We start from the raw sequence: 24,568 nt of genomic DNA, 5'->3' as shown, positions 1-24,568 counted from the left end.
TTGTGCAGATCACTTACGCAGTCCAACATCAGTTGGGTATAGATTCATGCACTGTGGGCATAAACCTGGGCATCGCCCATCTACGCGCCGTCGTCGCACTCGCCGACCACGCGAGTTTCACCGCAGCGGCTGCCTCGCTGATGGTTTCTCAACCCAATCTGAGTCGTACCGTCGCCGAGGCCGAGCGACGCCTGGGCGTCCGACTCTTCGTGCGCACTACCCGCAGCGTCGACCTCACCGGTGACGGACACGAGGTGACGGCCTATGCCCGTCGGGTATTGCTCGAATTCGACGACGGCTTGGAGCAGATCGGACGCTTCGTTTCCGGCGATCGCGGAACCGTCACCATCGCGTGCTTGCCGTCGATCGCGGCGACGTTCCTCCCGCCGTACATCGTGGACTTCCGCAACGGCCATCCCGACGTCTCGGTGCACATCAAGGACGGGCTGCGCGACGACGTGGTGGCCTCCGTCCGCGACGGCTCCGTGGATTTCGCGGTGGTGGCAGCTTCGGGTCGAGCGAACGACCTGATGCGTACGACGGTCAGCGCCGATGCGTTCGTCTGCGCGCTACCGTCGAATCACGCTCTGGCGCAGCGCAAGAGCCTGAGGTGGACCGACCTCGCCGACGAGCCGTTCATCGCCTTCGGCCCCGAATCCAGCATCGCGTCGCATGTACGACTGGCTCTCGAGAACGCGGGAGTCGACGTCGGACCGTCGGTTCAGGCACACAACGTAGCCGCCGTGGCTGGCCTGACCGCGGCGGGACTCGGCATCACCGTCATCCCAGAATTGGTGGTGCCGATGATGTCGTTCGCGAGCCTTGTCTACCTGCCGATCGAGCCGACCATCCATCGCACCATCTCGGTCGTGCAATTGCCGGGGCGACGCCAGAGCGCTAGTTGTTCGGCGTTTCTCGACATCTTGGTGCCGCCCCCGAAGGGATGAATGCCGCATTCAGTTCATCTAAGCGACTGAAACACGCATTGATCCCAACTGGGGGCGGGCTGCAGACGGTTTCCGGGGCGGGTGGTGGACCGAATGTGTTGCACCCCAGAACGAATGAATGGTCCATTCACAACGTCTGAGCGCGTGAATGGACCATTCATTCCATGGGGGGTGAGCCAGAAAGAACTACTGCTTCGCCGACTCCAGAGCATCGTTGAACGTCTTCGACGGACGCATCACTGCAGCGGTTGCTTCCGGGTCGGGGTAGTAGTAGCCACCGATGTCGACTGCCGTGCCCTGGACCTCGTTGAGCTCGGCGACGATCTTCTCTTCGTTGTCCGCCAACGTCTTCGCCAGTGCTCCGAAGTGCTTGGCCAGTTCGGCGTCCTCGGTCTGCTCGGCGAGTTCCTGTGCCCAGTAGAGCGCGAGGTAGAACTGGCTGCCACGGTTGTCGAGTTCACCGGTCGAGCGCGACGGTCCCTTGCTGTTCTCGAGCAGCTTGCCGGTCGCGGAGTCGAGTGCCTTGGCGAGGATGGTCGCCTTGACGTCGCCGGTCTTGGTGCCCAGATCTTCGAGACTCACTGCCAGAGCCAAGAACTCGCCGAGCGAATCCCAGCGCAGGTGGTTCTCCTCGATGAGCTGCTTGACGTGCTTGGGAGCCGAACCGCCCGCGCCCGTCTCGTACAGTCCGCCGCCGGCCATCAGCGGAACGATGGAGAGCATCTTGGCGCTGGTGCCGAGTTCGAGGATTGGGAACAGGTCGGTGAGGTAGTCACGCAGGATGTTGCCGGTGGCCGAGATGGTGTCGAGTCCGCGGACCAGACGCTCCATCGTGTACCGGATCGCGCGAACCTGCGACATGATCTGGATGTCGAGGCCCTCGGTGTCGTGATCCTTCAGGTACTTGCGCACCTTGCCGATGAGTTCGTTCTCGTGCGGGCGGTACGGGTCGAGCCAGAAGACGACCGGCATTCCGGATTCACGCGCGCGGGTCACGGCGAGCTTGACCCAGTCCTGGATCGGCGCATCCTTGACGATGCACAGACGCCAGATGTCGCCCTCTTCGACGGTCTGCGTGAGCAGCACCTCGCCCGTAGCGATATCGGTGATGTTGGCGACGCCCGCCTTCGGTACCTCGAAGGTCTTGTCGTGCGAGCCGTACTCCTCGGCCTTCTGCGCCATCAGCCCGACGTTCGGGACGGTGCCCATCGTCGTCGGATCGAACTGGCCGTTGGTCTTGCAGAAGTTCACCATCTCCTGGTAGATCCGGGAGAAGGTCGACTCGGGGTTGACGGCCTTGGTGTCCTTGGGACGGCCGTCAGCTCCCCACATCTTGCCGCCGGCGCGAATCATCGCGGGCATGGACGCATCGACGATGACGTCGCTGGGCGAGTGGAAGTTCGAGATTCCGCGAGCGGAGTCGACCATCGCGAGCTCCGGGCGGGTCTCGTGACACTTGTGCAGGTCTTCGATGATCTCGTCACGCTTGGACGCCGGCAGCGTCTCGATCTTGGTGTACAGATCGGACAGGCCGTTGTTGACGTTGACGCCGAGCTCTTCGAAGATCTCGTTGTGCTTGGCGAACGCGTCCTTGTAGAACACGCGGACGGCATGGCCGAAGACGATCGGGTGCGAGACCCGCATCATCGTCGCCTTGACGTGCAGCGAGAGCATGACACCGGTTTCGTAGGCGTCCTGCATCTCGGCCTCGTAGAAATCGAGAAGCGCCTTCTTGCTCATGAACATCGAGTCGATGACGTCACCGTCGGTGAGCGAGACCTTCTCCTTGAGCACGATCGGCTCGCCGTCGGCGGGCAGCAGCTCCATCTTGACCTCACGGTCACCGTCGACGACCGTCGACTTCTCACCGTGGTAGAAGTCGCCCTCGCGCATGTGCGCGACGTGGGTGCGCGACGCCATCGACCATTCGGTCATGCTGTGCGGATGCTTGCGGGCGAATTCCTTGACGGCCTTCGGTGCGCGACGATCCGAGTTACCCTCACGCAGAACAGGATTGACCGCACTGCCGAGGCACTTGGTGTAGCGGTCGCGGATCTCGCGCTCTTCGTCGGTCTTGGGGTTGCCGGGGAAGTCGGGGATCGCGTAGCCCTTGTCCTGCAGCTCCTTGACGGCCGCGAGCAACTGCGGCACCGAAGCGCTGATGTTCGGCAGCTTGATGATGTTGGTCTCGGGCAGCTGTGTCAGCTTGCCCAGCTCGGCGAGGTTGTCGGTCACTCGCTGGTCTTCGTTGAGGTAATCGGGGAACTCGGCGAGGATGCGGTTGGCAACGGAGATGTCACTCGACTCGACGTTGATCTCGGCCGCGCTGGCGAAAGAACGTATGACCGGCAGAAACGCGTGAGTCGCCAGCATGGGCGCCTCGTCGGTCAAGGTATAGATAATGGTCGGCTTCTTCGCAGTCATGTTTCGCCTTTGCCTCAGTTTCAACGTCGTCTTTTGGATGCGTCCACTGTCGACTTTAATCTTCGATCCCGCGACTGTGTGGGGGCAGTGGGGTATCACTCCACCTACGCTTCCAAGTTACCGACCAGTAGGGCGCTCAAAGGGTTTCGCCATCCCGCTGCGGTCCGCCTCTGACCACCATCGGAGCATCCGATTTGCCCGAATTGGAACAACGGCACCCGTCCCGTCCGTTGAACGAGGTATGACGACCTACAAGACTGTCAATCCTGCCGACGGCACAACTGTCAAGGAATTCGAGACTCTCGACGCGGCCGGCGTCGAGCGCGCACTGGCCGACGCACATGCCGGTTTCCAGACGTGGCGCAAGACCTCACCGAAACACCGTGCCGAAATTCTGCACAAGGTCGCTGACCTCTACACCGAGCGTTCCGATGAACTGGCCCGCACGATCTCGATCGAAATGGGCAAGCCCCTCACCGAATCCCAAGGCGAGGTGGAGCTGTCGTCGAACATCTACCGCTACTACGCAGACAACGGCCCCGCACTGCTCGAGGACGAGAAGCTCGACGTTCCCGGTGCGGAAGATACTGTGTTGCAGCGCAAGCCGGTGGGCGCACTCGTCGGCGTCATGCCGTGGAACTTTCCGTACTACCAGGTGGCCCGGTTCGCCGGCCCGAACCTGATGGTGGGCAACACGATTCTGCTCAAGCACGCACCGAACTGCCCGCAGTCGGCGCTGCTGATGGAGGAGATCTTCCAGCAGGCCGGACTCCCCCAGGACGCATACATCAACATCTTCGCGACCAACGACCAGATCGCCGACATGATCGCCGACCCACGCGTGCAGGGAGTCTCGCTGACCGGTAGCGAGCGGGCCGGAACCTCCGTCGCCGAGACTGCCGGACGCAACCTCAAGAAGGTCGTCCTCGAGCTCGGCGGATCGGACGTGTTCATCCTGCTCGACTCCGACGACATGGACGCCACCGTCGAATCCGCGACCCGGGCACGGCTGTCCAACGCAGGCCAGGCCTGCAACGCCGCCAAGCGCATCCTCGTCGCCGAGGAGTTCTACGACGACTTCGTCACCAAGCTCGTCGCATCCTTCGAGGCAGTGCAGACCGGTGATCCGTTGGACGCGAAGACGACCCTCGGACCACTGTCGTCGCAGTCCGCCGCCGACACGCTGATCGAGCAGATCGACGACGCCGTCGCCAAAGGCGCAACGCTGTTGACCGGCGGCAAGAAGATCGAGGGACCGGGTGCATACGTGCAGCCGACCCTGCTCACCGACGTCACCCCGGACATGCGGGCATACAGCGAAGAGCTGTTCGGGCCGGCCGGCGTGATCTACAAGGTCGAAAGCCCCCAGCAAGCAATAGAATTGGCGAACTCGTCGGCATACGGCCTGAGCGGATCGGTGTGGAGCGCCGACCTGGACAAGGCCCGCGATGTGGCCGAACAGCTCGAGGTCGGCATGGCCTTCGTCAACGAGCACGGCACCACCCTCCCCGGCCTACCGTTCGGCGGCGTCAAGCGCTCCGGCGTCGGCCGTGAGCTGGGACCGTGGGGCATGGACGAGTTCGTGAACAAGAAGCTCGTCAGAGTCTCCGCGAAGTAGATCCGTTCGGCAAGGCTCCCCGGGCAGTTGTCCTGGGAGCCTCGCCATGCCGCGGTCATACTGTCTCGATGATCGTCGAACATGCTCTGTTGCACGTCGTCCCCGCGCGAACCGTCGAATTCGAGGCCGCCTTCGCCGACGCGAAGTCGATCATCTCCTCGATGCCGGGGTTCGTGAATCTGACACTGTCCAAGGGCATCGAGCAGCCCGATGTCTATCTACTGCTGGTGGAGTGGGAGCGCCTCGAAGACCACACCGAGGGCTTTCGACAGTCCGACGAGTATCAGGACTGGAAGACCTTGTTGCATCACTTCTACGAGCCGTTCCCCGTCGTCGAGCATTTCGACCCGATACTGCGGGCGTAAGAGATAAGTTCGAGTCTCGTCCTTATCGCCGCTCCGAGGAGATTGTCGTGGCCAACGCTTCGTCGTTCGTATCCAAACAGGACGACATCGAGATCAGCACCTACACCTGGGCCACGTCCGCCGATCCGGCTCGCGGCGTCGTACAGATCGCGCACGGACTCGCCGAACACGGCAGCCGCTACGCCCGATTCGCCGCAGCACTGAACGACGCCGGATTCCACGTCGTCGCGTCCGATCATCGCGGCCACGGAGAGTCGATCGTCGACACTCCGGGTGACTTCGGTGCCGCCGCCTTCGCCGGGTTGTGGGCCGACATCGAGCAGCTCGGCGAATCGTTGCTCAACGAGTACCCGGACCTGCCACTGTTCCTGTTCGCTCACTCGATGGGTTCGTTTGCCGCGCAGCATGTTCTGATCGAGCGATCGGATCTGTACGAAGGCGTGGTGCTATCGGGATCGACCACGCTGGACGTCCTCGCCGCCGGAATGGCCGACGCACCCGCCGACGACCTGAGCGTGTTCAACGCCGCCTTCGAGCACCGCACCGGATACGAGTGGCTTTCACGTGACGAGGCCGAAGTGGACGCCTACGTCGCCGACCCGCTGTGCGGCTTCGACCTGCCGGAGTCGACGGTGCCCGCACTGTTCGGTGAGGCCGAGAAGCTCGCCGATCCACACAACCTCGAGCAGATCCGCTCCGACCTTCCACTGCTGATCACGTCGGGAACCGACGATCCGCTCGCGGGCGGAGGCCAGTTGATCGAAACCCTTGCGGCCCGATACCGCGAGGCAGGCATGAGCGATGTGACAGTCACCCTGTACCCCGGTGCCCGCCACGAAATTCTGAACGAGACCAACCGCGACGAGGTCACTGCCAACGTCATCGGCTGGCTCACCGACCGCGCCGGGTAGCTCTACCGCCGACGCAGCTGCACGGGCTGCCCGTCCTCGGGGAAGGGCAGCGACGTGAAGTTCAGTGGTGCAACGTAATCGGGATCGACCGACCAGTCGAACCGCAGCAGCAGGTGATGCATGATCGTCTTGATCTCCGCGCCGGCGAAGAACATCCCGATGCATTTGTGGACGCCGCCACCGAACGGCTCCCACGCGTAGCGGTGCACTTTGTCCTCACGACGGTCGTCGGCGAATCGGCCGGGATCGAACTCCTCGGGGTTGGGCCAGTACTGCGCCATGTGGTGCGTGAAGTGCGGGGCGACCGACACATACGTCCCTGCGGGGACGAACTTGCCCTGCACCTCGGTGTCTTTGATTGCCCGGCGGGCAACCACCGGGGTCGGCGACACCAAACGCAGACATTCCTTCATGACCAGATCGACGCTGGGGAGTTCGTCCAGTTGCGCGAGCGTGGGCGCATCGGTGCCGAGCGCCTCGGACTCGGCACGGCACTTGTCCTGCCACTCCGGGTGCTGGCCGAGGTACTGCATCATCGTCGACAGCGTGATCGTCGACGTGTCGTGCGCAGCCATGAGCAGGAAGATCATGTGGTCGATCACTTCGTCGTCCGAGAAACGCTCGCCGTTGTCCCCTTCGATGTGGCAGAGAACCGAGAAGAGGTCGTCGGTTTCCTGTGCGCGCCTGGCCGGTAGATAGCGGCGGAAGAAGTCGTCGAGCACTGCCCGGCCGTCCAGCCCCCGCTTCCACCGCGTTCCCGGAACCCGATAGCGCACGATCGAGGTTGCGGCCTGGACGCACGCCACGAAACTGGCGTTGAGTTCTGCGATGTCGGCGTCGGTACTGTCCTCGGCACCGCCCATGAATATGCTCGTCGCCACCTCGAGCGTCAGGGCTTTGAGCGCCGGGTAGACCTGGAAGTCGCGTCCGCCCTGCCAGGCGTCCAATCCTGTTGCCGTGACGGGGTTCAACGCGTCGACGGATTTGGTGAGCCGATCGCGAGTGAACGCCTGCTGCATGATTCGGCGGTGCCGCAGATGCTCTTCGGAGTCGAGCAGCATCAGACCGCCGTGAAAGAACGGTCCGATCAGCAGAGACCATCCGTCACCGTTGACGAACGCTTTGTCCGCGTTCTGCAGCACCTGCTGGCACGCGTTCGGCCCGAGGACGGTGATCCACTTCTGACCGGCCATCGTCAACCAGGACACCTCGCCGTACTTCTCCCACCGACTGCCCAACAGCTTGAGCGGGTCGCGGATGTACTCGAGGGTGTGACCGACTACCGGCAGACCGCCATCGCCGAACACCGGTTGCAACGTCGAATCAGCAGGTGGAGCAGCGAGAGCACGAGACATTGTCGACCTCCATCAATCTGACAGAGCGGCCTGTCAGATGAGATGTAGTCTGCGTCACACTTGCTCCGTCTGTCAAGATCTACCCATGGCCTCCACCACGCGCCGCTACAACGGCATGAGCGCAGACGATCGCCTTGCCGACCGTCGTGCCCGACTGCTCGAGGCCGGACTCGAGGTGTTCGCGGCAGCCGGGGCGAAGGGTGCCACCATGACCGCCATCTGCGCACGTGCCAAGCTCACCGAACGCTATTTCTACGAAAACTTCAGCAGCAGAGATGATCTCCTCGAAAAGGTAGTGGATTCGATCTCCGACGAGATTCGAGCCAAGGCCCTGGACGCACTGCACTCCCCCGCACCCACTGTCGAGGAACAGGTGCACAACGCCATCGCCGCGTTCGTCGGCGTTCTCACCGAGGACGCACGCAAGGGCCGCGTCGCGATGATCGAATCGCTGGCCGTCGACTCGCTACGGGCGTACCGACGAAAGTCCATGCGCGCGTTCGCCCATCTGGTGGCCGAACAATCACGTGAACTCTACGGTGAGCAGGCTTTCCCCCAACCGCAGTCGGAGATCAACGGCCTGCTGTTCATCGGCGGACTCGCCGAATTGGTGATCGCCTGGCTGAACGACGAAATAGACATCACCCCTGCGGATATCGTCGACGCCGCAGCACGACAATTCATCGCGACGGCGCACCGCTGAGCCGAACGGTTACCGGTCGAAGTGTGCCTTCGAGATCTGCCCGTGCACGCCGACCGTCTTGTCGACCACCTGCGAGACCGTGAAGTTCGCGGCCGCGGAGAGGTACGCGTACGCCGTCGCGCGGTCCATGCCGAGATCCGTCTCCAGGAAGTCCAGAGCGTTGACGACGGCGCGGCGCATGGCGGCGTTGAGGTCCGAACTCTGGCCGCCGACGGCACCGTCCGGATCCGATAGGCCGATCGGAATCCATGAATCCTCGTTCTCGGCAAAGGGATACGAGTACGCGACGGACGGGGCATCACCGCTGCCCGCCTTGCAGACGGTAAGACGGAAGGTGCCGCGCAGAGACCCCTCCATCGCGGTGAGGGCGACCTCGCCGTCGCCCATCGCCATGTGGGGATCACCGACGTAGAACAACGCGCCCTCCGCGAACACGGGGAGATAGAACGTCGAACCGACGCCGAGCAGGCCGACGTCGATGTTGCCGCCGCCCAGCGTCGGCGGAATCGAATTGGAGTTCGGGGACGTCAGACCCGGATCGCTGGCGAACGCAACGCCCATCATCCCCATGAACGGCCGCAGTGGAAAGCGCACGGCCGCATCGCCGTACCGCATCACACCCTGCCCGTCCTCGACAGCGGTGAACGTGGACACGTTGCCGTACTGCGTCGGGTCACCCGACTTCCTGCCGTCGTTTCCGATCGGCGGCATGACCTCGTCCAGACCGATGCCCGCGGGTGCCTCACCGGACGCAGTGACCGCCAGAGCGCCCTTGCCGTGCCTGCTCGACACCACTCCGTACGGAACGCGTGGAATCGCCTCGAGCGTCTCGATCTTGAGCACGTCGCCGCGCTGCGCACCCTCGACGAACACCGGGCCCGTCACCACATGCGGTCCGTCGACGTCGAAGCTGCGTACCGTCCGGTCGTACCCGCCGGCGATGTCGATGGCGTCCTGAAGCACGTCGGACTCGGAAACACCCTTGCCGCCGAAGAATTCGACGGGATCGCGGCCCTGATCTTCGAGAATTCCTTCGTGGCTGAGCGCGTCGATGGTCACCGTCTCGCCGGACTTCATCTGCAGCACCGATTCGGACTCGACCGTCGGGACGTAACCCCACAGGACCTTGTCGACCTCCGAGCTCAGGTAGTGATCGCCGGAGATGTCACCGGCTCCGGGCTGAAGAATCCCGGCAGCGGTAGGTGCCGGTGCCGATGAACTCGCAGCGGCGGTGTTCGACGAGGACGTAGAACACGCTGCCGTTCCGGCAATTCCGACGCCCGCTCCCAGAGCGGCCACCGCCTGGATGAATCCGCGCCGACCGATCCCCTTGCTAATTGTCTCCGCTGCCTGCTCCGCCATCGACCGCGCCATGATGCCTCCTGAATTGTCCGAATCTCGAACGTAGATCAGGGGTGTTTCTCGGCAGTTACGATCGCGCGTCGGACGAATTGCTCAGCAGGACAGCTCAGCTGGGGTCGATTCAGACCCTGCGGTACGTCGTTCGCATACGATCGCCCCCACGGGCCGTTCGTTTCGAGCTTCCCGTACGTGCGTCTCCAGGACGTCGAACCCTGCCGCATTCAGCAGGGTATGCAATTCCTCGGCCGGCCACCGGTAGGCACTCACGACGGCATGATCGAACGACTCGATGGTTCGGCCACTGAAGTAGCCCAGAACGAGCTGGCCACCAGGCCGAAGCACCCGTCCGAACTCAGCGAGTGGTAGAGCAATTGCCGATGGATCGTGGTGAATGGTCGAGAACCAGGACAGGACGCCACCCAGTGACCCATCGGCCTCGGCGATGTCATCGATGCTCTGAAGATCGAACCGGATGCTGGGGTATGTCGACTCGGCGTGGGAGACGAAGGACGGCACGAGGTCGATACCCCGGACATCGAGTCCAAGCCCTGCCAGGTGATTGGTCCAGTGCCCGGGCCCGCATCCGGCGTCCAGAACCCGTCCGCTGAGGCGCTCGGCCCACGAGTCGATGATCTGGCGGTCCGACGGGTGCACTGCTGACATAGAGCCAAGGAGGTCGGTGTACTCCTCTGCACGGGCAGAGTAAGCGGCGGTCGTCACCGACCGAAGGTACCGTCCGTCGGCCGATTGTTCGGGAGCCGACACTAACGGGCGGGGCTCAGCTGCCAGCTGTCGACTTCGCACTGGCCGTCGTCGTTGTTGCCGACCGCCAGCACAGTTCCGTCGGCGCGAAGCCCGAGCGTGTGAGTAGAACCGGCGGCCACAGCCATCACGTCTCGCCACGCTGCAACCCCACACTGCCCGCGACTGTTGTCGCCGGCCGCAAGCACGCGCCCACTGTGGAGAACTGCAACAGTGTGATAGCTGCCGGCCGATACTGCAGCGACATCACGCCAATCCGGCAGCTCGTCGACACCGGCCAATAGATTCCCGGTTCCGATGACCCGACCGCCTCGGGTGAGCCCGACCGTGTGGAGATAGCCAGCAGCTACGGCGCGCACATCACGCCAACCAGCTACCGCACACTGCCCCTTCCTGTTGTTTCCCGCGGCTACGGCCGTGCCGTCCGCCCGGAGCCCGACGGTATGCCAGTCCCCCGCTGAGATGGCGACCAGCTCACCCCACCCTTGGACGTCGTTGGCTCCTTCGTGACGACGACCGACCGCAAGAGCTGTTCCGTCGACGCGCACCGCGAGGGTGCGCCGCCAACCAGCGGTGATACCGATGACGTTCGACCAAGCTTCGACGTCGCACTGCCCGTCGCCGTTCCAACCAGTAGCAAGCACCGTGCCGTCGGTACGCAGACCCACTGTGTGAGAACGCCCCGTGTTCGGGGCGGTGTGTACGTTCCCGACCGCTACAGCCATGACATCAGTCCAGTCGTCGACGTCACGCTCCTCCGACTTCGGTCTGCCTGCGGTCAGGACAGAACCGTCAGCGGATACAGCAGCCGAATGCCTGCGGCCCGCGGCAATCCGAGCTCGGGTCGACACAGGCTCACGTTCTCGGCTCATCCCTCGATCATCTCAAAACAGCCCTCGACCATAGTGGGGCCGGCAGCGTCGACGCGACAAAAGAATCGAATGGCACGACACTCGGCATCTTTCACACAAACATTCCACACGATGGCACCACGAATTCGTCACTGGTTCTCATCGACAGACCTGATGCCGACGCGTCCGAGGTTGGACGATGTTGTAGCAGAATGTTTTTGGACTTTCCTTCTCCCAGGGTTCACATTATTCTGCTGCCCGAGGAAACGAATACCCGACAATGCGGGCACGGCTCGAAATAGGTGCCGTCCACCGAACTGGGTAGATTCACAACCATGACGACAGCCTCCACACCCGACGGGTTCGCCTTCGAGCGGTTCGATGTCATCGACACCGGATCCATCGCCACCACATTCGCGGCCAAGGATCACCGATCCGGGCTGTACGTCCTGCATTTCGCCAACGGCGAAGCCTATGCCGGCTACTCCGATTCCGTCGCAGCTCAATTCCCCGCGGATCGCGACGTCTGGGCCGACATCGAGGCGCTCGACTTCACCCCCGAGACCGAGGACAAGCTCGAGCAGTTGACAGCGCTGGTCTCGCAACTGACCGACCTGCGCCAGCGCCCGGCGGAGCCGACTGCACTCGGCGACGCACCGAGCGCTAAAACCGCACTGCCGAAGGAACGCGCCAAGCGGACAACGCTGCTGGACGCGGCCGTCGGGCAACGTCGTCGACAGTTCTGGGAGCTGTCCGACCACATCGCCTACCCCGCCATTCGCAGCATCGTGGCCGACTACATCAACTCCTCGATCCCCGACCCGGCGAACACTGCGAAGTACCTGTGGCAGATCGCCGCACTGTCGGACGAAGCGTCCGGAACCGGTCCTCGGCGCCTGGTGACGCTGACGTGCGGTGGATTCGAAACCCTCCGCGTCGATGAGATCATGCACGACGACGACACCATCGAACTGGACCTGCGCATCAACACCAACGTTCCGCGCGACCGGACCGACGAGCAGCTCGAGATCTCCAACGAGACCGTCAGCGCCGGACGCGGACCGTACCGCGACGAACGCGTGTGGTCGTGGTCGATCGACCTCGGAGCGCTGTTGGAAGAGGATGTGGACGTCGACCTGGGTATCGACGACGACACGTTCGACGACCTCGCCTACGGCCTCAACGCTCGACTGATGCGGTCCGGAAACTCAACGGGCGCAGCGGCACACAACCACGATCTCGCGGCCGACCTACTCGCCGAGGCATACCGGCAGTTGTTCGAAGCCGAATGACCGATCGGCTGTGGTACGTCTCGTACGGGTCCAACCTGCTGCGCGAGAGGTTTCATACCTACCTGACCGGATCCGACGAGAGCTCCGAATTCGGTGCGCACCCGCCGGCACCCACCGCGTCACTACCCGCCGAACAACGATGGCTGTGGATCGATCATGCGCTGTACTTCGCGGGAATCTCCCGACGCTGGACCGGAGCATCCGCCTTCGTCTCGACCGCGGTCGATGGGCCCAATCGCTCTGTAGCGCACGGATATCTGATCGAACGAGCTCAGTTCGCCCATCTGGCCGCGGTCGAAAATGTTGTTGCATCCATCGATGTCGGACAGACGGAGACGCTCGCCATCGGACAGTGGTCGCAGCTGGCAGTGGATCGCAAAGGCGAGAGCTTCCGCGGGAAATATGATGCACTGCTGCGTCTTCCGGACATCGACGGAATTCCGGCGTTCACGCTGACCAGCTCGATCGTGCGGGAGCCTGGCGAACCGTCGAGCAGATATCTCTCGACGATTCGCCGCGGGCTGCTCTCCGCAACAATCGATCTCGACGTCGATGCCTACCTAGGCGAAGCCGTCCAACGGTCCGCGAAGATCACTTCAGCGCATCGAGGTTCGTCTTCAGCAGCAGCACGTTGTAGTCCGACCACCGAGAAGCAGTGAAATACAGGTCTTTCCCGCTCGACATCGGATGAATGAACGGTGCGTAGATACCGCCGGCCGTCTGATTGGCGTCGAGGATCGTCTTCGGCGCGCTCCACGGTCCCTCGGGATTCTGGGCAGTACGCGCAACCAACGTGCGGGAGTTCTCGTCCCCGTACATCATCACGTAGCGGCCTAAGTAGTCGTTCCACGCAACCGACATCTCGCTGACCGGGCCCTTGACGATGGCGACGGTATCACCGATGTTCCTGGACCACTGCTTGGCTGGATCAGGATCCTGCGTCGAGTACTCGTACGCATCGAGATTCTCGATGTCTGCCGCCGGAACTCGTGAGACGAAGGCATCACCGAATCTCCCGTTGGGAGTGCCGAATTGGTACAGAGTTTCGCCGTCTCGGCTCAGTACATAGGCACTCTGCTGGAACTTGCCCTGGCTTTCGTGAACGTTCGTGAAGCCGGGGATCGTCACACCCTTGTTGACGCGGATGGTCCTGGGATCGGTTGTCCAATTCTGGCCGTTGTCGGTCGATTTGGCCGTCGCGGAGTAGTTCGTGATCCAGCGACCGGGTGCCCCCCAGCTCTGCACCGACATGTAATTGATGTACTGGGTGTTGCCGATCGCGATGGCCGCCGTGGGGATGGTCGTGTCCTCGACGCTCGGCAGCTTTGCGCTCGAGATGATTTCGGCGGCGTAGCGTGGGTTGTTCGCTTTGACAACAGCACCCGAGGTGGTGTTGTTCGGGTCGGCCGGGCCGATCTTGATTCCCTGCGAGAGATCGGTCGACGCCTTGTCCGACCGGAAGAGCGCGTTACTGCGCCACTGCGCATTTCCGGAGGAGCAATCACCGAACGTGTCGCCGAACGCCATCAGGATCTGGCCGGAGCCGTTGTCCCAACTGATGCCGAGGTCGGTTCCCGACATCGCCAGAGTGTTGTAGGTGTCGTTCACGCTCTGCGGGCCGGTGACCCAGGCGATGCTCTGCGTGTTGCCCGTGATCCGCGGAAGAGCCCCCTGCGGCCCCTGGGGATTCTTGCCCGACATCCCCGCGCTGCCCGAAGACCCGAAGAGCGGCGACGAGCCGGGCCCGCCGAGGCCGCCACACGGTTCGGCCGAGACGGTCGGCGCGGTCAAGGCGCTGAGCCCGCTCACCGCCAGTGCCAGGACAGCCCCGACAGCGATCTGCCGACTACGTACACGCATGGACGAACCCACCGTTTCCCGTGTGACCCACGATACTGATGTGACTGATGGGACGAGTGTTACGCAAATCTACTCATCGCGCAACAAATGGGGCGTGTCGGTGCTTGACAAATCACCTACTGCGGGAATGACACTCGTGTGATTAGCCGCGGATCATGCGGGCGTGCGTCGTGTCCAGGACCAGCAGCGCTGCGCCTTGGACCACCACTGCCGTTCCGTGGCCCAGCGCCTGGTCGGCAGTGATCCGACGGCCGAATCGAGGCTTCCTGACGGCGATGTGAGCACCGGTCGCGATGTACAGAACGTCGAGACCGGCGTTGACCCAGAGCAGACGGGTCAGGCTCGCCGACGTCGGTGGCTTCGAACTCAGTGCGCCGGCGCCCGCGATCGCCAGTTCGATCGCACCCCACCCGGCCGTCTGCAGACCGAACGCCCGGCGCGCGGGCGACGAGCCACGCAACGCCAACACCGTTCCGGCGAGCACACTTCCACCGCCCCACAGCGTGAGGCGACGGCCGAGCCGCTCAGCGACGATGGGGGCTTCGATTGCAGTCATGGTTTCCAGTGTGCCGTGTTCGGCGGCAGCGCAGTTTCGTAACGCAAGGTCGGTTGCAGTCGATCCAGTGAGGACCGAGTATTCGTGCTCGAAACCGACGGAGCCACCATGCTGAAGAAGATTCTCACCGGAGTCGCCCTAGCGATCGGCGGACCGACGCTGGTCGCTCTCACCGGTTGCGCTGCAACGGAACCCGAACCGACAATCGAGGCCGCGCCGACCGTAGCGCCGTCCTCGTTCCCGCCGCCTCCACCCTCGGTCGCGCCCTCTACGACCCCGACGCCGGAGGAAGCGACGGCCATCTTCCGCACCGTCTTCGATTGGACCGCTGAACGGTCCGACCGCGCCGACGCACTCGAAGGCACGGCCGAGGAGAACAGGCCACTGTTCGACAACGGCGGAACGATGTCGCAGACGTCCTTCGACCGCGTCGACGTCGTCGCACCTGGCCGGGTCGAGGCAAGCGGAACCAGCGACGGCCACGTGTCCTCGGTCGGCTTCGTAGTCACCGAGGGCCGTTGGAAGCTGGAACGCTCGACGGCGTGCGCTGTCACCGGGGCGTGCTGATCACCACCCGAACGGGTTCGAGTCGGATCCGGGCAGCCAAGTGTTACCTGGCTCCAACCACCCATTGGCTTTGATCATCTTCTTCGCTGCACGCTGATTGCGGCCGATCAGACGGTCGACATACAGATGGCCGGCCAGATGGTCGCACTCATGCTGCAAACACCGAGCCAGGTAGCCCTCGCCCTCGACCGTCACCGGAGTGCCCTCCGCATCGACACCGGTGACGCGTGCCCACTCGGCGCGTCCCGTGGGGTACCGCTCCCCCGGGACGGACAGACAGCCCTCGGTCTCGTCAGGGTCGGGCATCGTCTCCGGGATCGCCGACGTCTCGAGAACCGGATTGATCACGTGCCCGCGGTGTTGGACACCGCCGTCGCGCAGGTCGTAGACGAACATCGCTCACGGATCACCGACTTGATTGGCGGCGAGGCCGGCCCCGTGCGCGGCAGTGTTGGTCTCGAACAGGTCGTCCACGAACGCCGCCAGTTCCGCGTCGAACTTTGTCACCGGAGTGGCACAGGTCGTCAGCCGCGGGTCGCCGGCAATCAGGATGGGTCGAATCGCCATGCGACGAGGTTACTGTCGAAGCATGGCCCACTCCCGTCGCTCCCCCACAGCGCACCCCGCGGACAAGGTCTGCGCATCGTGCGGGCGGAGAATCGAATGGCGCAAGAAATGGGAAAAGAACTGGGATGACATCAAGTACTGCAGCGACGCATGCCGGAGACACAAGGTGAGCACCACCGACAAGGAACTCGAAGACAAGATCCGCGCTCTGCTCGACGCCCGATCCCGCGACGCCACGATCTGCCCCTCCGACGTGGCACGAGCACTGTCCGACGATGGATGGCGCGACTTGATGGAGCCGGTCCGACGCGCTGCTCGCCGCATGGTCGACGCGGGAGAAGTCGAGATCACGCAGAAGGGGTCCGTCGTCGATCCCTCGACCGCGAAGGGCCCGATCCGGATTCGCTGGAAGCGCTGACCGGCGTCGCAGGAACCTGTCGGTGGGTGGGTATAGCTTTCGTGGTGTGAAGACATGGGGGGATGTGTTCGAGCTCGGGAACCAGGAATTGGTCTCCGAGCTCGCTGACGTGGCCTCCCTCGAAAACGCGCTCGCTGCAACCAGATTGACTCTGCTCGCCGAGATCGACCGACGCGGCTTGGCGATGAAACTCGGGCACTCGTCCGTCACCCGCTGGTACGCCCGATCGGTCCGGATCACCGACGGATCGGCCGCCCGCCAGAACGCACTGGGATACTGGCTGCGCGACCATCACACCGTGCTCGACGCCCTTGCCTGCGGTGAGATTCACGCCGCACACGCGTCGGCGATCGCCGAGGGTTACGACGTCGTGCTGGTGGCCGACCCGACGTTGGGCGAGGATCGACGCGCGGCCGTCGTCGCCGAACTCCTCGAGACTGCGCTCCGCAGCACCGCCGGTCAGGTCACCTCGCGTGCGCAAGCCTTGGCGCATTCCGCGGCCGACGATGCTCGGGCTCGTCACGAGAAGGCGGAGAAGGAACGACGCGACCAAGAACGGCAGGAACAGGAACGACGGGATCAGGCGGGTCAAAGCGATCTTTCAGCGACTTCGAGCGGCAGGCTGCCCGATCCGGAACCGCCTGCACCCGAGCCTGTTCCGCCGACTCCCGCACCGCGACCGGTGTCGGAGAACCCGGACCTGAACCGATTCGACATGCATGCTCTGGCCAACGGCCGCTACCAGGTCGGTGGCGACGTCGACCGACTATTGGCCGAGAAACTTCTCACCGCCCTGTCGCAGTTGACGGCACCGCGGCCAGGTCCCGGTGGCGTACGCGACCCACGCAGCCCGTCGAAGCGCCGCGCCGATGCACTCGATCAGATCCTCGACCGACACCTACGCGGCAGCAGCCGCGGGACGGCGGGCGGGTCGCGGGCGTCGGTGCACCTGATCGTTCCGCTACGAGACTTGCTCGCCGACGGCGGCAAGGAGCAACCAGGAAGCGCAACAACGGATTCGGCGGGAACCGGTGCAGTCGCCGAGAGCGCTTCGAGCGGCGGTGCCGACCGCCACGGCGTCGATTCCGGCGGCGACTCTGCGCGTCACGAAGACGACGACAGCACCGGTGGCACTGGCGCGCGTCCCGATGGCGCTGCCCGAGGCGATACGGACGCTCGCGGCGGAGCACCAACCGGTGGTGGTGCCGGGCAGAGGTCTGCGCCCGAGCCGGGCGACGCCGCTGCTCGCCGCGGAGCAGCAGCCGGTAGCGATACTGCCGGTGGTGGTGGTGCCGGGCAGAAGTCTGCGCCCGAGCCGGGCGACGCCGACTGGCCGTTCCACCTCGACTGGACCGGCCCGATCAGTCGCTCCCTCGCCGAGCTTCTCACCTGCGACGCCGACCTGACCCCCGTCATCGTCGACAACCACGGCGTCCCACTCGCGCTCGGACGCACCACCAGACTCGCCAGCGACGACCAACGCATCGCCCTGACCATCAGCGATACCTGCTGCGTGATGTGTGGCCGCCCCGCGCAGTGGTGCCAGGCCCACCACGTGAAGTTCTGGGAAGACGGCGGCGCAACCGATCTGAACAACCTCGCGTTGGTGTGCGGGGAATGCCACCGCCTCGTCCACCACGGCGACTGGCAACTGATCATGGGCGACGACGGACACCCGTACGCCATCCCACCCCAATCCATCGCCCCCTCGAGACAACCCATACACAGCTACCACCGGCGAAAACGGCGGGCAGCCTGAGAACAGGTCAACCGCGCAACTCTCGCTTGAGCAGCTTCCCGCTCTGGTTGCGCGGTAACTCGTCGACGAACGTGACTGTCTTCGGCACCTTGAACGGCGCAATCCGGCCTTTGACGTGGTCGATCAACGCCTCCGCCGACAACTGCTGCCCGTCCTTCAGGACGACGACAGCCGTCACCGCCTCGATCCACCGGTCGTCCGGGGTCCCGATCACCGCGACCTCGGCAACCGCCGAATGGGTGTAGATCGCATCCTCGACCTCGCGTGACGCGACGAGAATGCCGCCGGTATTGATCACGTCCTTGATCCGATCGACGACGGTGATGAACCCCTCGGCATCGCGGGTCACCAGGTCGCCGGAATGAAACCACCCGTCCGAGAACGCATCTGCCGTCGCCTCCGGCTTGTCCCAGTAACCGTCGCACAACTGAGGGGAACGGTAGAGGATCTCACCGGGCTCGCCGTCCGGCACATCGCTGCCGTCGGCGTCGACGACGCGGGTCTCGACGAAGAACACCGCGCGGCCGCACGACGCCGGCCTCGCCTCGTGCTCATCAGGTTGCAATACCGTTGCCAGCGGCCCAATTTCGGACTGGCCGAAGCAGTTGTAGAACTCGATGTCCGGGTACCGCTCGCGTAGCCGAGTGAGGACGGTGACCGGCATGATCGACGACCCGTACTGCGCTTTCTTCAACGACGATAGATCGCGCGTCTCCAGGTCGGGGTGATTGGCCAACGGAACCCACACCGTCGGGGCCAGGAACAGTGACCTGATCTTCTCTTCTTCGATGCGGCGCAGGATCTCCGGAACGTCGGGCTTACGCATCAGTCGCACCGTGGCACCCACAGACAGGTAGGGCAGCATGAACACGTGCATCCCCGCCGAGTGGTACATCGGCATCACGAGCAGCGGATCGTCGCCCTGAGTGAACCCGAGCGCGATGACACACGAGACGTACTCCGCAACCAGCGCGCCGTGAGACATCATCGCGCCCTTGGGTTTCGACGTCGTTCCGGAGGTGTAGAGCAACTGAGCGAGGTCGGTCGAATCGGCGGCGGGTTCGAGTTCGGAGCCGTCGCCATCTGTGCCCAGTACGTCGGGAAGGGAGACCACGTGCTCGATAGTCAGCTTTCCGCGAACCGAGTCGAGGGTGGCAGCCAAGGCTGGGTCGACCAGCACCGCGCGGGAGCCCGACTGCTGGAGCAAGTACTGCAATTCCTCGCCCACGAGCGCGTAGTTGATCGGAACGTGCACCAATCCGGCTCGCGCACAAGCGAGAAACGCAACGACGTACGCGTCCGAGTTGACGCCGTACGCCGCCACACGGTCACCTTTCTCCAAACCCAACGCACGCAGCCGACGCGCGGCGCGGGTGACAGCGGTATCGAGTTCGCTGTAGGTGTGATTACGTCCCTCGAACGTCACGGCGAGACGGTCGGGGAATTTCGCTGCCGACCGTCGCAGGACGCCGTCGACGGTGTTCACTCGTGTTCCGCTGCTCATCACCCGACGTTATAGGACGTCCAAGCATCTCGTCCCGTGTTTGGCTGCCCTTACGGTTCGCGCAGCACAAGTGGGGCATGCGGGAAGGTATGACAGTCAAACAAGCACTCGACAGCCTGGAATCAGCCTCCTTCCTCGACGGGCCCAGCAACGCGATCAACGGAGTTCTCGCGCCCGCACTCGACGACACCGCCGTCGGTTCTGCGCTCCGCGGCCGGTGGATCGGGCACCCCATCCACCCAGCGCTGGTCAACGTCACCATCGGCAGCTGGACGAGCGCAGTGGTCCTCGACCTGATGAATCACCAGTCCCGGGCGAGCAAACTGGTCATCTCCGTCGGGCTGGCGTCAGCACCGGCGGCCATCGCCACCGGCTGGGCCGACTGGTCGACGATGAACACTCGTCAGCGCCGCGTAGGGATGATCCACGCCGCCTCGAACGCGACCGGAGTATTCCTGTTCCTCGGTTCCTACCTACGACGCCGCAAGCACACCGACGGTGTTGCCAAAGCGCTCGCCGCGGCTGGTCTCGCTTCTGCCAGCGTGGGTGGACTCATCGGAGGTCACCTCGCCTACAGCTCCACCGGGGAGGAATCTGCCCTGACCAGCAAGCACGACATGTGATCCGCGCGGCTCCGACACCGTCGGGTGCCCGCAGTCTGTCAGCAATTGTTCGGCTCACCGACCTTCACCGCGGACAGCAGCGCATCCCCCTCACCGATGAGAGTCCCTGCGGGCGGATCCTGCGCTACGACAATCCAGTTCGAGTCGTTGACCTGCATTCGGCTCGCACCGGACGCGTCGACGCTCCGGGAGTAGAAGACCCCTGCTGCCTGAATTGCATTCTGAGCACTCTGCAGATTCATACACACGACCGGAGGCATGGCGACGAGGACGGGCTCCGCGGCGGGTGGTTCGGGCGCGGTGGTGTCCGGAAGGACAATCCTCTCGATAGATGTCGGCGCGGTCGTGGCTGGGGTCGCGGTCGCCTCCACGGTCACTGTCCGCACTTCGGTTCGAACCTCGGGTTCGGCGGAGTCCGTAGATCCGCAGCCAGCGAGGACGAACACAGGAAGGGCGAGAACGATGGCCGATCGCACGCGGAAACGACTATTGCTCGTCATGAAGACCTTTCGACACGACCGACAGCCTGATGCAACCGGTGCCCATGAGAGATCGCCGGACCGGTAAGTCTGTTACGGCGGTCTCTCTCCGAGCGTTTCCGTACGCCGTACGGTAGACTGCGTCGGCCCCGGGCGAACCAGCGCCGGGGGCGGCGAAAGGCGACTCCCGCGCAATGACTCCAGCCCAGCCGACGATCTCGACCGAACCATCGACACCCGCCGAAGAACTGTCCACCATCATCGTTCGCGGTGCCCGCGAGAACAATCTTCGTGATGTCACCCTCGACCTGCCCAAACGTTCGCTGATCGTGTTCGCCGGCGTCTCCGGGTCGGGCAAGTCGTCGCTCGTCTTCGACACCATCGCAGCCGAGGCCCAGCGGCAGATCAACTCAACGTTCACCGCGTTCGCGCAGACGTTTCTTCCGTCCTACGGCCGGCCCGACGCAGACCTGATCGCCAACCTGTCGGCCGTCGTCATCGTCGATCAGAAGCGACTCTTCGGTGGCCCGCGTTCGACGGTCGGCACGATCACCGACATCGGGGACTGGCTTCGCATGCTGTGGTCCCGCGGCGTCACGCCGTCGATCGGGTACGCCAACGCGTTCTCGTTCAACGACCCCGCCGGAATGTGCCCCGAGTGCGAGGGGCTCGGCGAAGCAAAGGTCGTCGACCTCGGCGAACTGGTGGACGAGTCGAAGTCCTTGCGAGAAGGGCCGTTCAAGCATCCGGACTTCGAGGTCGGCAAATGGCCGTACCGGGTGTTCGCCGACTCGGGTCTGTTCGATCTCGACGTCCCGATCGAGCAGTACTCGGCCCGAGAGCGCCATATTTTCTTCGACGCCAAGCCCGGCGAGGTCGAGGTGACGAACCCCGACGCCGTGATGAAGAGTTACGAGGGCATCGTCTCTCGTTTCCGGCGCAGCTACCTGGCGAAGGACGCCGATGCGCTCAAGGGAAAGTCCAAGCTGGCATTCGAGCGCATCGTCACGCGCGGCACCTGCGAGGCCTGCGGCGGCTCCCGATACAACGAGACCATCCGCGGTGCCACTCTCGAAGGGCTGTCGCTGCCCGACGCATTCGCCATGCAGGTATCCGAACTCGCCGACCGGATCGACGGCTGGCAGATCAAGGGCTTGGGCACCTTCACCAACGAAATCGTCACGCAACTACGCAGACTCGTCGACCTCGGGCTCGGGTACCTCAGCCTCGACCGCGCTACGTCGTCGCTCTCCGGTGGTGAATCTCAGCGCATCAAGATGGTGCGGCACCTGGGAGCCACGCTCAACGACATGCTCTACGTTTTCGACGAGCCGACCACCGGGTTGCATCCTCGCGACGTGCACCGCCTCGACGACATGCTGCTCGCCCTGCGCGACAAGGGCAACACAGTCCTCGTCGTCGAGCACGACCCCGAGGTGATGGCCATCGCGGACCGCATCGTCGAGATCGGGCCCGGTGCCGGAAAATCCGGCGGCACAGTCGTGTTCGAGGGCACCTACGAAGAGCTGCGTGATGCCGATACCCGGACCGGTGCCGCTCTGCGGCGTGAGGACGTCGAATTACGCACTCCCCGTACACCTTCGGGCTGGCTGAGTATCACCGGAGCAAACACCCACAATCTGCAGGGCGTCAGCGTCGACGTTCCGCTGGGCGTGCTGACCGCCGTCACCGGGGTCGCCGGTTCCGGCAAGTCATCTCTCATCCACGGACACCTCCGCGAGGCGGCACCGGACGCCGTGATCATCGACCAGGCCCCCATCCGCGGTTCGCGCCGCTCCTCCCCCGCGACCTACACAGGTCTACTCGACCCGATCCGCGCGTACTTCGCCAAGAAGACCGGCCAGCCGCCCTCGCTGTTCTCACCCAACTCCGACGGTGCCTGCCCCGACTGCCAGGGCAGTGGCGTGATCTTCACCGATCTCGGGTTCACCGACCCGGTGACGAGCACGTGCGAGACGTGCCAGGGCAGGCGGTTTAGGTCGGGCGCGATCCGGCACACCGTCGACGGCGTCAGCATCGCCGACATCTTCGAGATGTCCGTCGAGGACGCGCAGGACTTCTTCGACGTCAAGAAGATCCGCGACATTCTGCGGCGGTGCCGGGACGTCGGACTCGGCTACCTCTCACTCGGCCAGAACCTGTCGTCGTTGTCCGGTGGCGAGCGCCAGCGGCTCAAGCTCGCCACCGAACTGGTCGGATCATCACCGGTGCTGGTGCTCGACGAACCGACGACCGGCCTGCACCCGTCGGACGTGTCGAATTTGATCGCGCTTTTGTCCGGGATGGTCGACGAGGGCAGATCGGTCATCGTCATCGAACACAACCTGGACGTCGTCGCCGCCGCCGATTGGGTGATCGACCTCGGTCCCGACGGCGGGCACAACGGCGGCCTGATCACGTTCACCGGACCGGTGGGCGGACTGCTCGCCTCGGACACCCACACCGGGAGGTACCTGGCGCGCAGCCTGGGACGGTGACCGAGGACCCGATAGTGTTGACCCTCCAGGACATCGGACACAGGAGTAGCAGTGCAGCGTCGATCGGCACGAATGATCTCAGCAGGGTTCGCGGTCGTCGCGCTCGTTGCAGCCGGGTGCGGCAGCGCGACTACGGACGCACCGACCGCCACCTCCTCTGCTGCGCCGAGCGGGGAGTTTCCGAAGTCGATCGCGTCCGGCTCGGACGGCGGGACCGTCACTATCGACGCGATGCCCCGCACGATCGTTTCGCTCAGCCCGACGGCAACGGAGACCCTGTTCGCCGTCGGCGCGGGTGAGCAGGTTGCGGCCGTCGACGATCAGTCGGACTATCCGGCCGACGCGCCCAAGACCGGCCTGTCGGCATTCACGCCGAGCCTCGAGGCGATCATTGCGTACGACCCAGATCTGGTGATCACCTCCACCGACTTGGGCATCGTGACATCTACTCTGGCCAAGGCGGGGGTCCCGACGCTGTTATTGCCGGCCGCGACGAGCCTCGACGACGCGTACTCGCAGATCGAACAAGTGGCCGACGCGACCGGGCACGACGCCGAAGGCGACGCGGTGGTCGCACAGATGCGTGACCGGATCGACGCCGCCGTCGCGAGCGTGCCAACGCGTGAAGAGCCGCTGAAGTATTTTCACGAACTCGACGACACGCTGTACACGGTGTCCAGCAAGAGCTTCGTCGGCCAGATCTACGGCTTGTTCGGTATGCAGAGCATCGCCGACGGCTCCGATGCAGGCGACTACCCGCAGCTGTCCGCCGAGACGGTGATCACCGCGGACCCCGACGTGATCTTTCTCGCCGACGCCCAATGCTGCGGAGTGACAGCCCAATCCGTCGCGGCTCGGCCGGGCTGGGGATCGATGCCCGCCGTCCGGGACGGCCGGGTCTTCCCGATGGACGAGGATCTGTCGAGTCGATGGGGTCCTCGCATCGCGGACCAGGTGGAGGCTGTTGCCGCCGTGGTGCAACAAATTCCTGCGTGAATCCCGCCGCCTGCGTGAATCCCGGTAACTCTCGCGGGTAGCTCAAAACCCACGACCGGCGTGCTCTGTCCTGCGACGTACCGATCGAGGCCGACAGTCCCTCCTGCAGCCGAACTTCCGAGCACTACAGAGAGGGACTGTCGTCGAACGA

Annotated in this window: 22 protein-coding genes and 2 pseudogenes; 14 read left to right on the top strand and 10 right to left on the bottom strand. The window is 64.1% G+C overall.

Features of this window, described 5'->3' with window-relative positions:
• Positions 1-53 precede the first annotated feature (53 nt).
• Positions 54-947, top strand: a complete 894-nt coding sequence (locus O4220_RS20560; RefSeq protein ID WP_269607331.1) for a LysR family transcriptional regulator — start codon at positions 54-56, stop codon at positions 945-947.
• Between the two features lie 186 nt (positions 948-1,133).
• Here O4220_RS20560 and O4220_RS20555 read toward each other — a convergent pair whose 3' ends face one another.
• Positions 1,134-3,371: an NADP-dependent isocitrate dehydrogenase gene (locus O4220_RS20555; protein WP_269607330.1), complete on the bottom strand. Its 2,238-nt coding sequence runs from the start codon at positions 3,369-3,371 to the stop codon at positions 1,134-1,136.
• A 241-nt stretch (positions 3,372-3,612) separates the two neighbouring features.
• Between O4220_RS20555 and O4220_RS20550 the strand changes: the two genes are divergently transcribed.
• From O4220_RS20550 to O4220_RS20540, 3 genes are all read left to right on the top strand, one after another.
• Positions 3,613-4,989, top strand: coding sequence for an NAD-dependent succinate-semialdehyde dehydrogenase (locus O4220_RS20550; RefSeq protein WP_269607329.1), 1,377 nt, complete (start codon positions 3,613-3,615; stop codon positions 4,987-4,989).
• A gap of 68 nt (positions 4,990-5,057) precedes the next feature.
• Positions 5,058-5,354 (top strand): antibiotic biosynthesis monooxygenase family protein, encoded by a 297-nt coding sequence (locus O4220_RS20545; protein WP_269607328.1) that lies wholly within the window; start codon positions 5,058-5,060, stop codon positions 5,352-5,354.
• Positions 5,355-5,401: 47 nt separating this feature from the next.
• Entirely contained in the window at positions 5,402-6,265 is an 864-nt protein-coding gene (locus O4220_RS20540; protein ID WP_269607327.1) for an alpha/beta fold hydrolase, read from the top strand.
• A 2-nt stretch (positions 6,266-6,267) separates the two neighbouring features.
• Here the strand turns inward: O4220_RS20540 and O4220_RS20535 are convergent, their stop codons facing one another.
• Positions 6,268-7,620, bottom strand: a complete 1,353-nt coding sequence (locus O4220_RS20535) for a cytochrome P450 (protein ID WP_269607326.1) — start codon at positions 7,618-7,620, stop codon at positions 6,268-6,270.
• A gap of 85 nt (positions 7,621-7,705) precedes the next feature.
• Here O4220_RS20535 and O4220_RS20530 point away from each other — a divergent pair, with 85 nt between their 5' ends.
• Entirely contained in the window at positions 7,706-8,323 is a 618-nt protein-coding gene (locus O4220_RS20530; protein ID WP_269607325.1) for a TetR/AcrR family transcriptional regulator, read from the top strand.
• Positions 8,324-8,332: 9 nt separating this feature from the next.
• Here O4220_RS20530 and O4220_RS20525 read toward each other — a convergent pair whose 3' ends face one another.
• From O4220_RS20525 to O4220_RS20515, 3 genes are all read right to left on the bottom strand, one after another.
• Entirely contained in the window at positions 8,333-9,697 is a 1,365-nt protein-coding gene (locus O4220_RS20525) for an acetamidase/formamidase family protein (RefSeq protein ID WP_269607324.1), read from the bottom strand.
• Between the two features lie 81 nt (positions 9,698-9,778).
• Positions 9,779-10,405, bottom strand: a complete 627-nt coding sequence (locus O4220_RS20520) for a class I SAM-dependent methyltransferase (RefSeq protein ID WP_269607323.1) — start codon at positions 10,403-10,405, stop codon at positions 9,779-9,781.
• Positions 10,406-10,449: 44 nt separating this feature from the next.
• Positions 10,450-11,172, bottom strand: coding sequence for an RCC1 domain-containing protein (locus O4220_RS20515; RefSeq protein ID WP_269607322.1), 723 nt, complete (start codon positions 11,170-11,172; stop codon positions 10,450-10,452).
• A 461-nt stretch (positions 11,173-11,633) separates the two neighbouring features.
• On the opposite strand from O4220_RS20515, the gene O4220_RS20510 reads away from it, so the two are divergent.
• Entirely contained in the window at positions 11,634-12,590 is a 957-nt protein-coding gene (locus tag O4220_RS20510; RefSeq protein ID WP_269607321.1) for a hypothetical protein, read from the top strand.
• Positions 12,587-13,249 (top strand): hypothetical protein, encoded by a 663-nt coding sequence (locus tag O4220_RS20505; RefSeq protein ID WP_269607319.1) that lies wholly within the window; start codon positions 12,587-12,589, stop codon positions 13,247-13,249. Before O4220_RS20510 ends, O4220_RS20505 begins: the two co-directional genes overlap by 4 nt.
• Here O4220_RS20505 and O4220_RS20500 read toward each other — a convergent pair.
• On the bottom strand, positions 13,182-14,450 hold the full coding sequence (locus tag O4220_RS20500) for a DUF4185 domain-containing protein (RefSeq protein WP_269607318.1): 1,269 nt from the start codon (positions 14,448-14,450) through the stop codon (positions 13,182-13,184). The two genes, O4220_RS20505 and O4220_RS20500, sit on opposite strands and share 68 nt — an antisense overlap.
• A 142-nt stretch (positions 14,451-14,592) precedes the next feature.
• Positions 14,593-15,006 carry a DUF6992 family protein gene (locus tag O4220_RS20495; RefSeq protein WP_269607317.1) on the bottom strand — a complete coding sequence of 138 codons (414 nt, stop codon included), beginning with the start codon at positions 15,004-15,006 and terminating at the stop codon, positions 14,593-14,595.
• A gap of 84 nt (positions 15,007-15,090) precedes the next feature.
• Between O4220_RS20495 and O4220_RS20490 the strand changes: the two genes are divergently transcribed.
• Complete coding sequence (locus O4220_RS20490; protein WP_269607316.1) at positions 15,091-15,573, top strand: hypothetical protein; 483 nt, start codon at positions 15,091-15,093, stop codon at positions 15,571-15,573.
• Here the strand turns inward: O4220_RS20490 and O4220_RS20485 are convergent.
• Positions 15,574-16,140, bottom strand: a pseudogene (locus O4220_RS20485) (peptide deformylase).
• Between O4220_RS20485 and O4220_RS20480 the strand changes: the two are divergent.
• From O4220_RS20480 to O4220_RS20470, 3 genes and pseudogenes are all read left to right on the top strand, one after another.
• Positions 16,124-16,291: pseudogene (locus O4220_RS20480) on the top strand (DUF2256 domain-containing protein); the annotation flags it as partial. The pseudogenes O4220_RS20485 and O4220_RS20480 overlap by 17 nt on opposite strands.
• A gap of 15 nt (positions 16,292-16,306) precedes the next feature.
• Positions 16,307-16,558 carry a DUF3253 domain-containing protein gene (locus tag O4220_RS20475; RefSeq protein WP_269607517.1) on the top strand — a complete coding sequence of 84 codons (252 nt, stop codon included), beginning with the start codon at positions 16,307-16,309 and terminating at the stop codon, positions 16,556-16,558.
• A 46-nt stretch (positions 16,559-16,604) separates the two neighbouring features.
• Complete coding sequence (locus O4220_RS20470) at positions 16,605-18,317, top strand: HNH endonuclease signature motif containing protein (protein ID WP_269607315.1); 1,713 nt, start codon at positions 16,605-16,607, stop codon at positions 18,315-18,317.
• 7 nt (positions 18,318-18,324) lie between these two features.
• Here O4220_RS20470 and O4220_RS20465 read toward each other — a convergent pair whose 3' ends face one another.
• The gene (locus O4220_RS20465) at positions 18,325-19,821 is read right to left on the bottom strand and encodes an acyl-CoA synthetase (RefSeq protein WP_269607314.1); all 1,497 of its coding nucleotides are present in this window, start codon (positions 19,819-19,821) and stop codon (positions 18,325-18,327) included.
• 89 nt (positions 19,822-19,910) lie between these two features.
• Here O4220_RS20465 and O4220_RS20460 point away from each other — a divergent pair, with 89 nt between their 5' ends.
• Positions 19,911-20,444, top strand: a complete 534-nt coding sequence (locus tag O4220_RS20460) for a DUF2231 domain-containing protein (RefSeq protein ID WP_269607313.1) — start codon at positions 19,911-19,913, stop codon at positions 20,442-20,444.
• Between the two features lie 38 nt (positions 20,445-20,482).
• On the opposite strand, the gene O4220_RS20455 is transcribed toward O4220_RS20460, so the two are convergent.
• Positions 20,483-20,944, bottom strand: coding sequence for a hypothetical protein (locus O4220_RS20455; RefSeq protein WP_269607312.1), 462 nt, complete (start codon positions 20,942-20,944; stop codon positions 20,483-20,485).
• A gap of 173 nt (positions 20,945-21,117) precedes the next feature.
• Here O4220_RS20455 and O4220_RS20450 point away from each other — a divergent pair, with 173 nt between their 5' ends.
• Together O4220_RS20450 and O4220_RS20445 are read left to right on the top strand one after the other, a co-directional pair.
• On the top strand, positions 21,118-23,421 hold the full coding sequence (locus tag O4220_RS20450) for an excinuclease ABC subunit UvrA (RefSeq protein ID WP_269607311.1): 2,304 nt from the start codon (positions 21,118-21,120) through the stop codon (positions 23,419-23,421).
• Between the two features lie 72 nt (positions 23,422-23,493).
• Positions 23,494-24,417, top strand: a complete 924-nt coding sequence (locus tag O4220_RS20445; RefSeq protein ID WP_269607310.1) for an ABC transporter substrate-binding protein — start codon at positions 23,494-23,496, stop codon at positions 24,415-24,417.
• Positions 24,418-24,568 lie beyond the last annotated feature (151 nt).

Source organism: Rhodococcus ruber (genome assembly GCF_027270735.1).
Taxonomy (GTDB): Bacteria; Actinomycetota; Actinomycetes; order Mycobacteriales; family Mycobacteriaceae; genus Rhodococcoides; species Rhodococcoides rubrum_A.
This window is presented reverse-complemented; position numbering and strand designations above follow the sequence as displayed.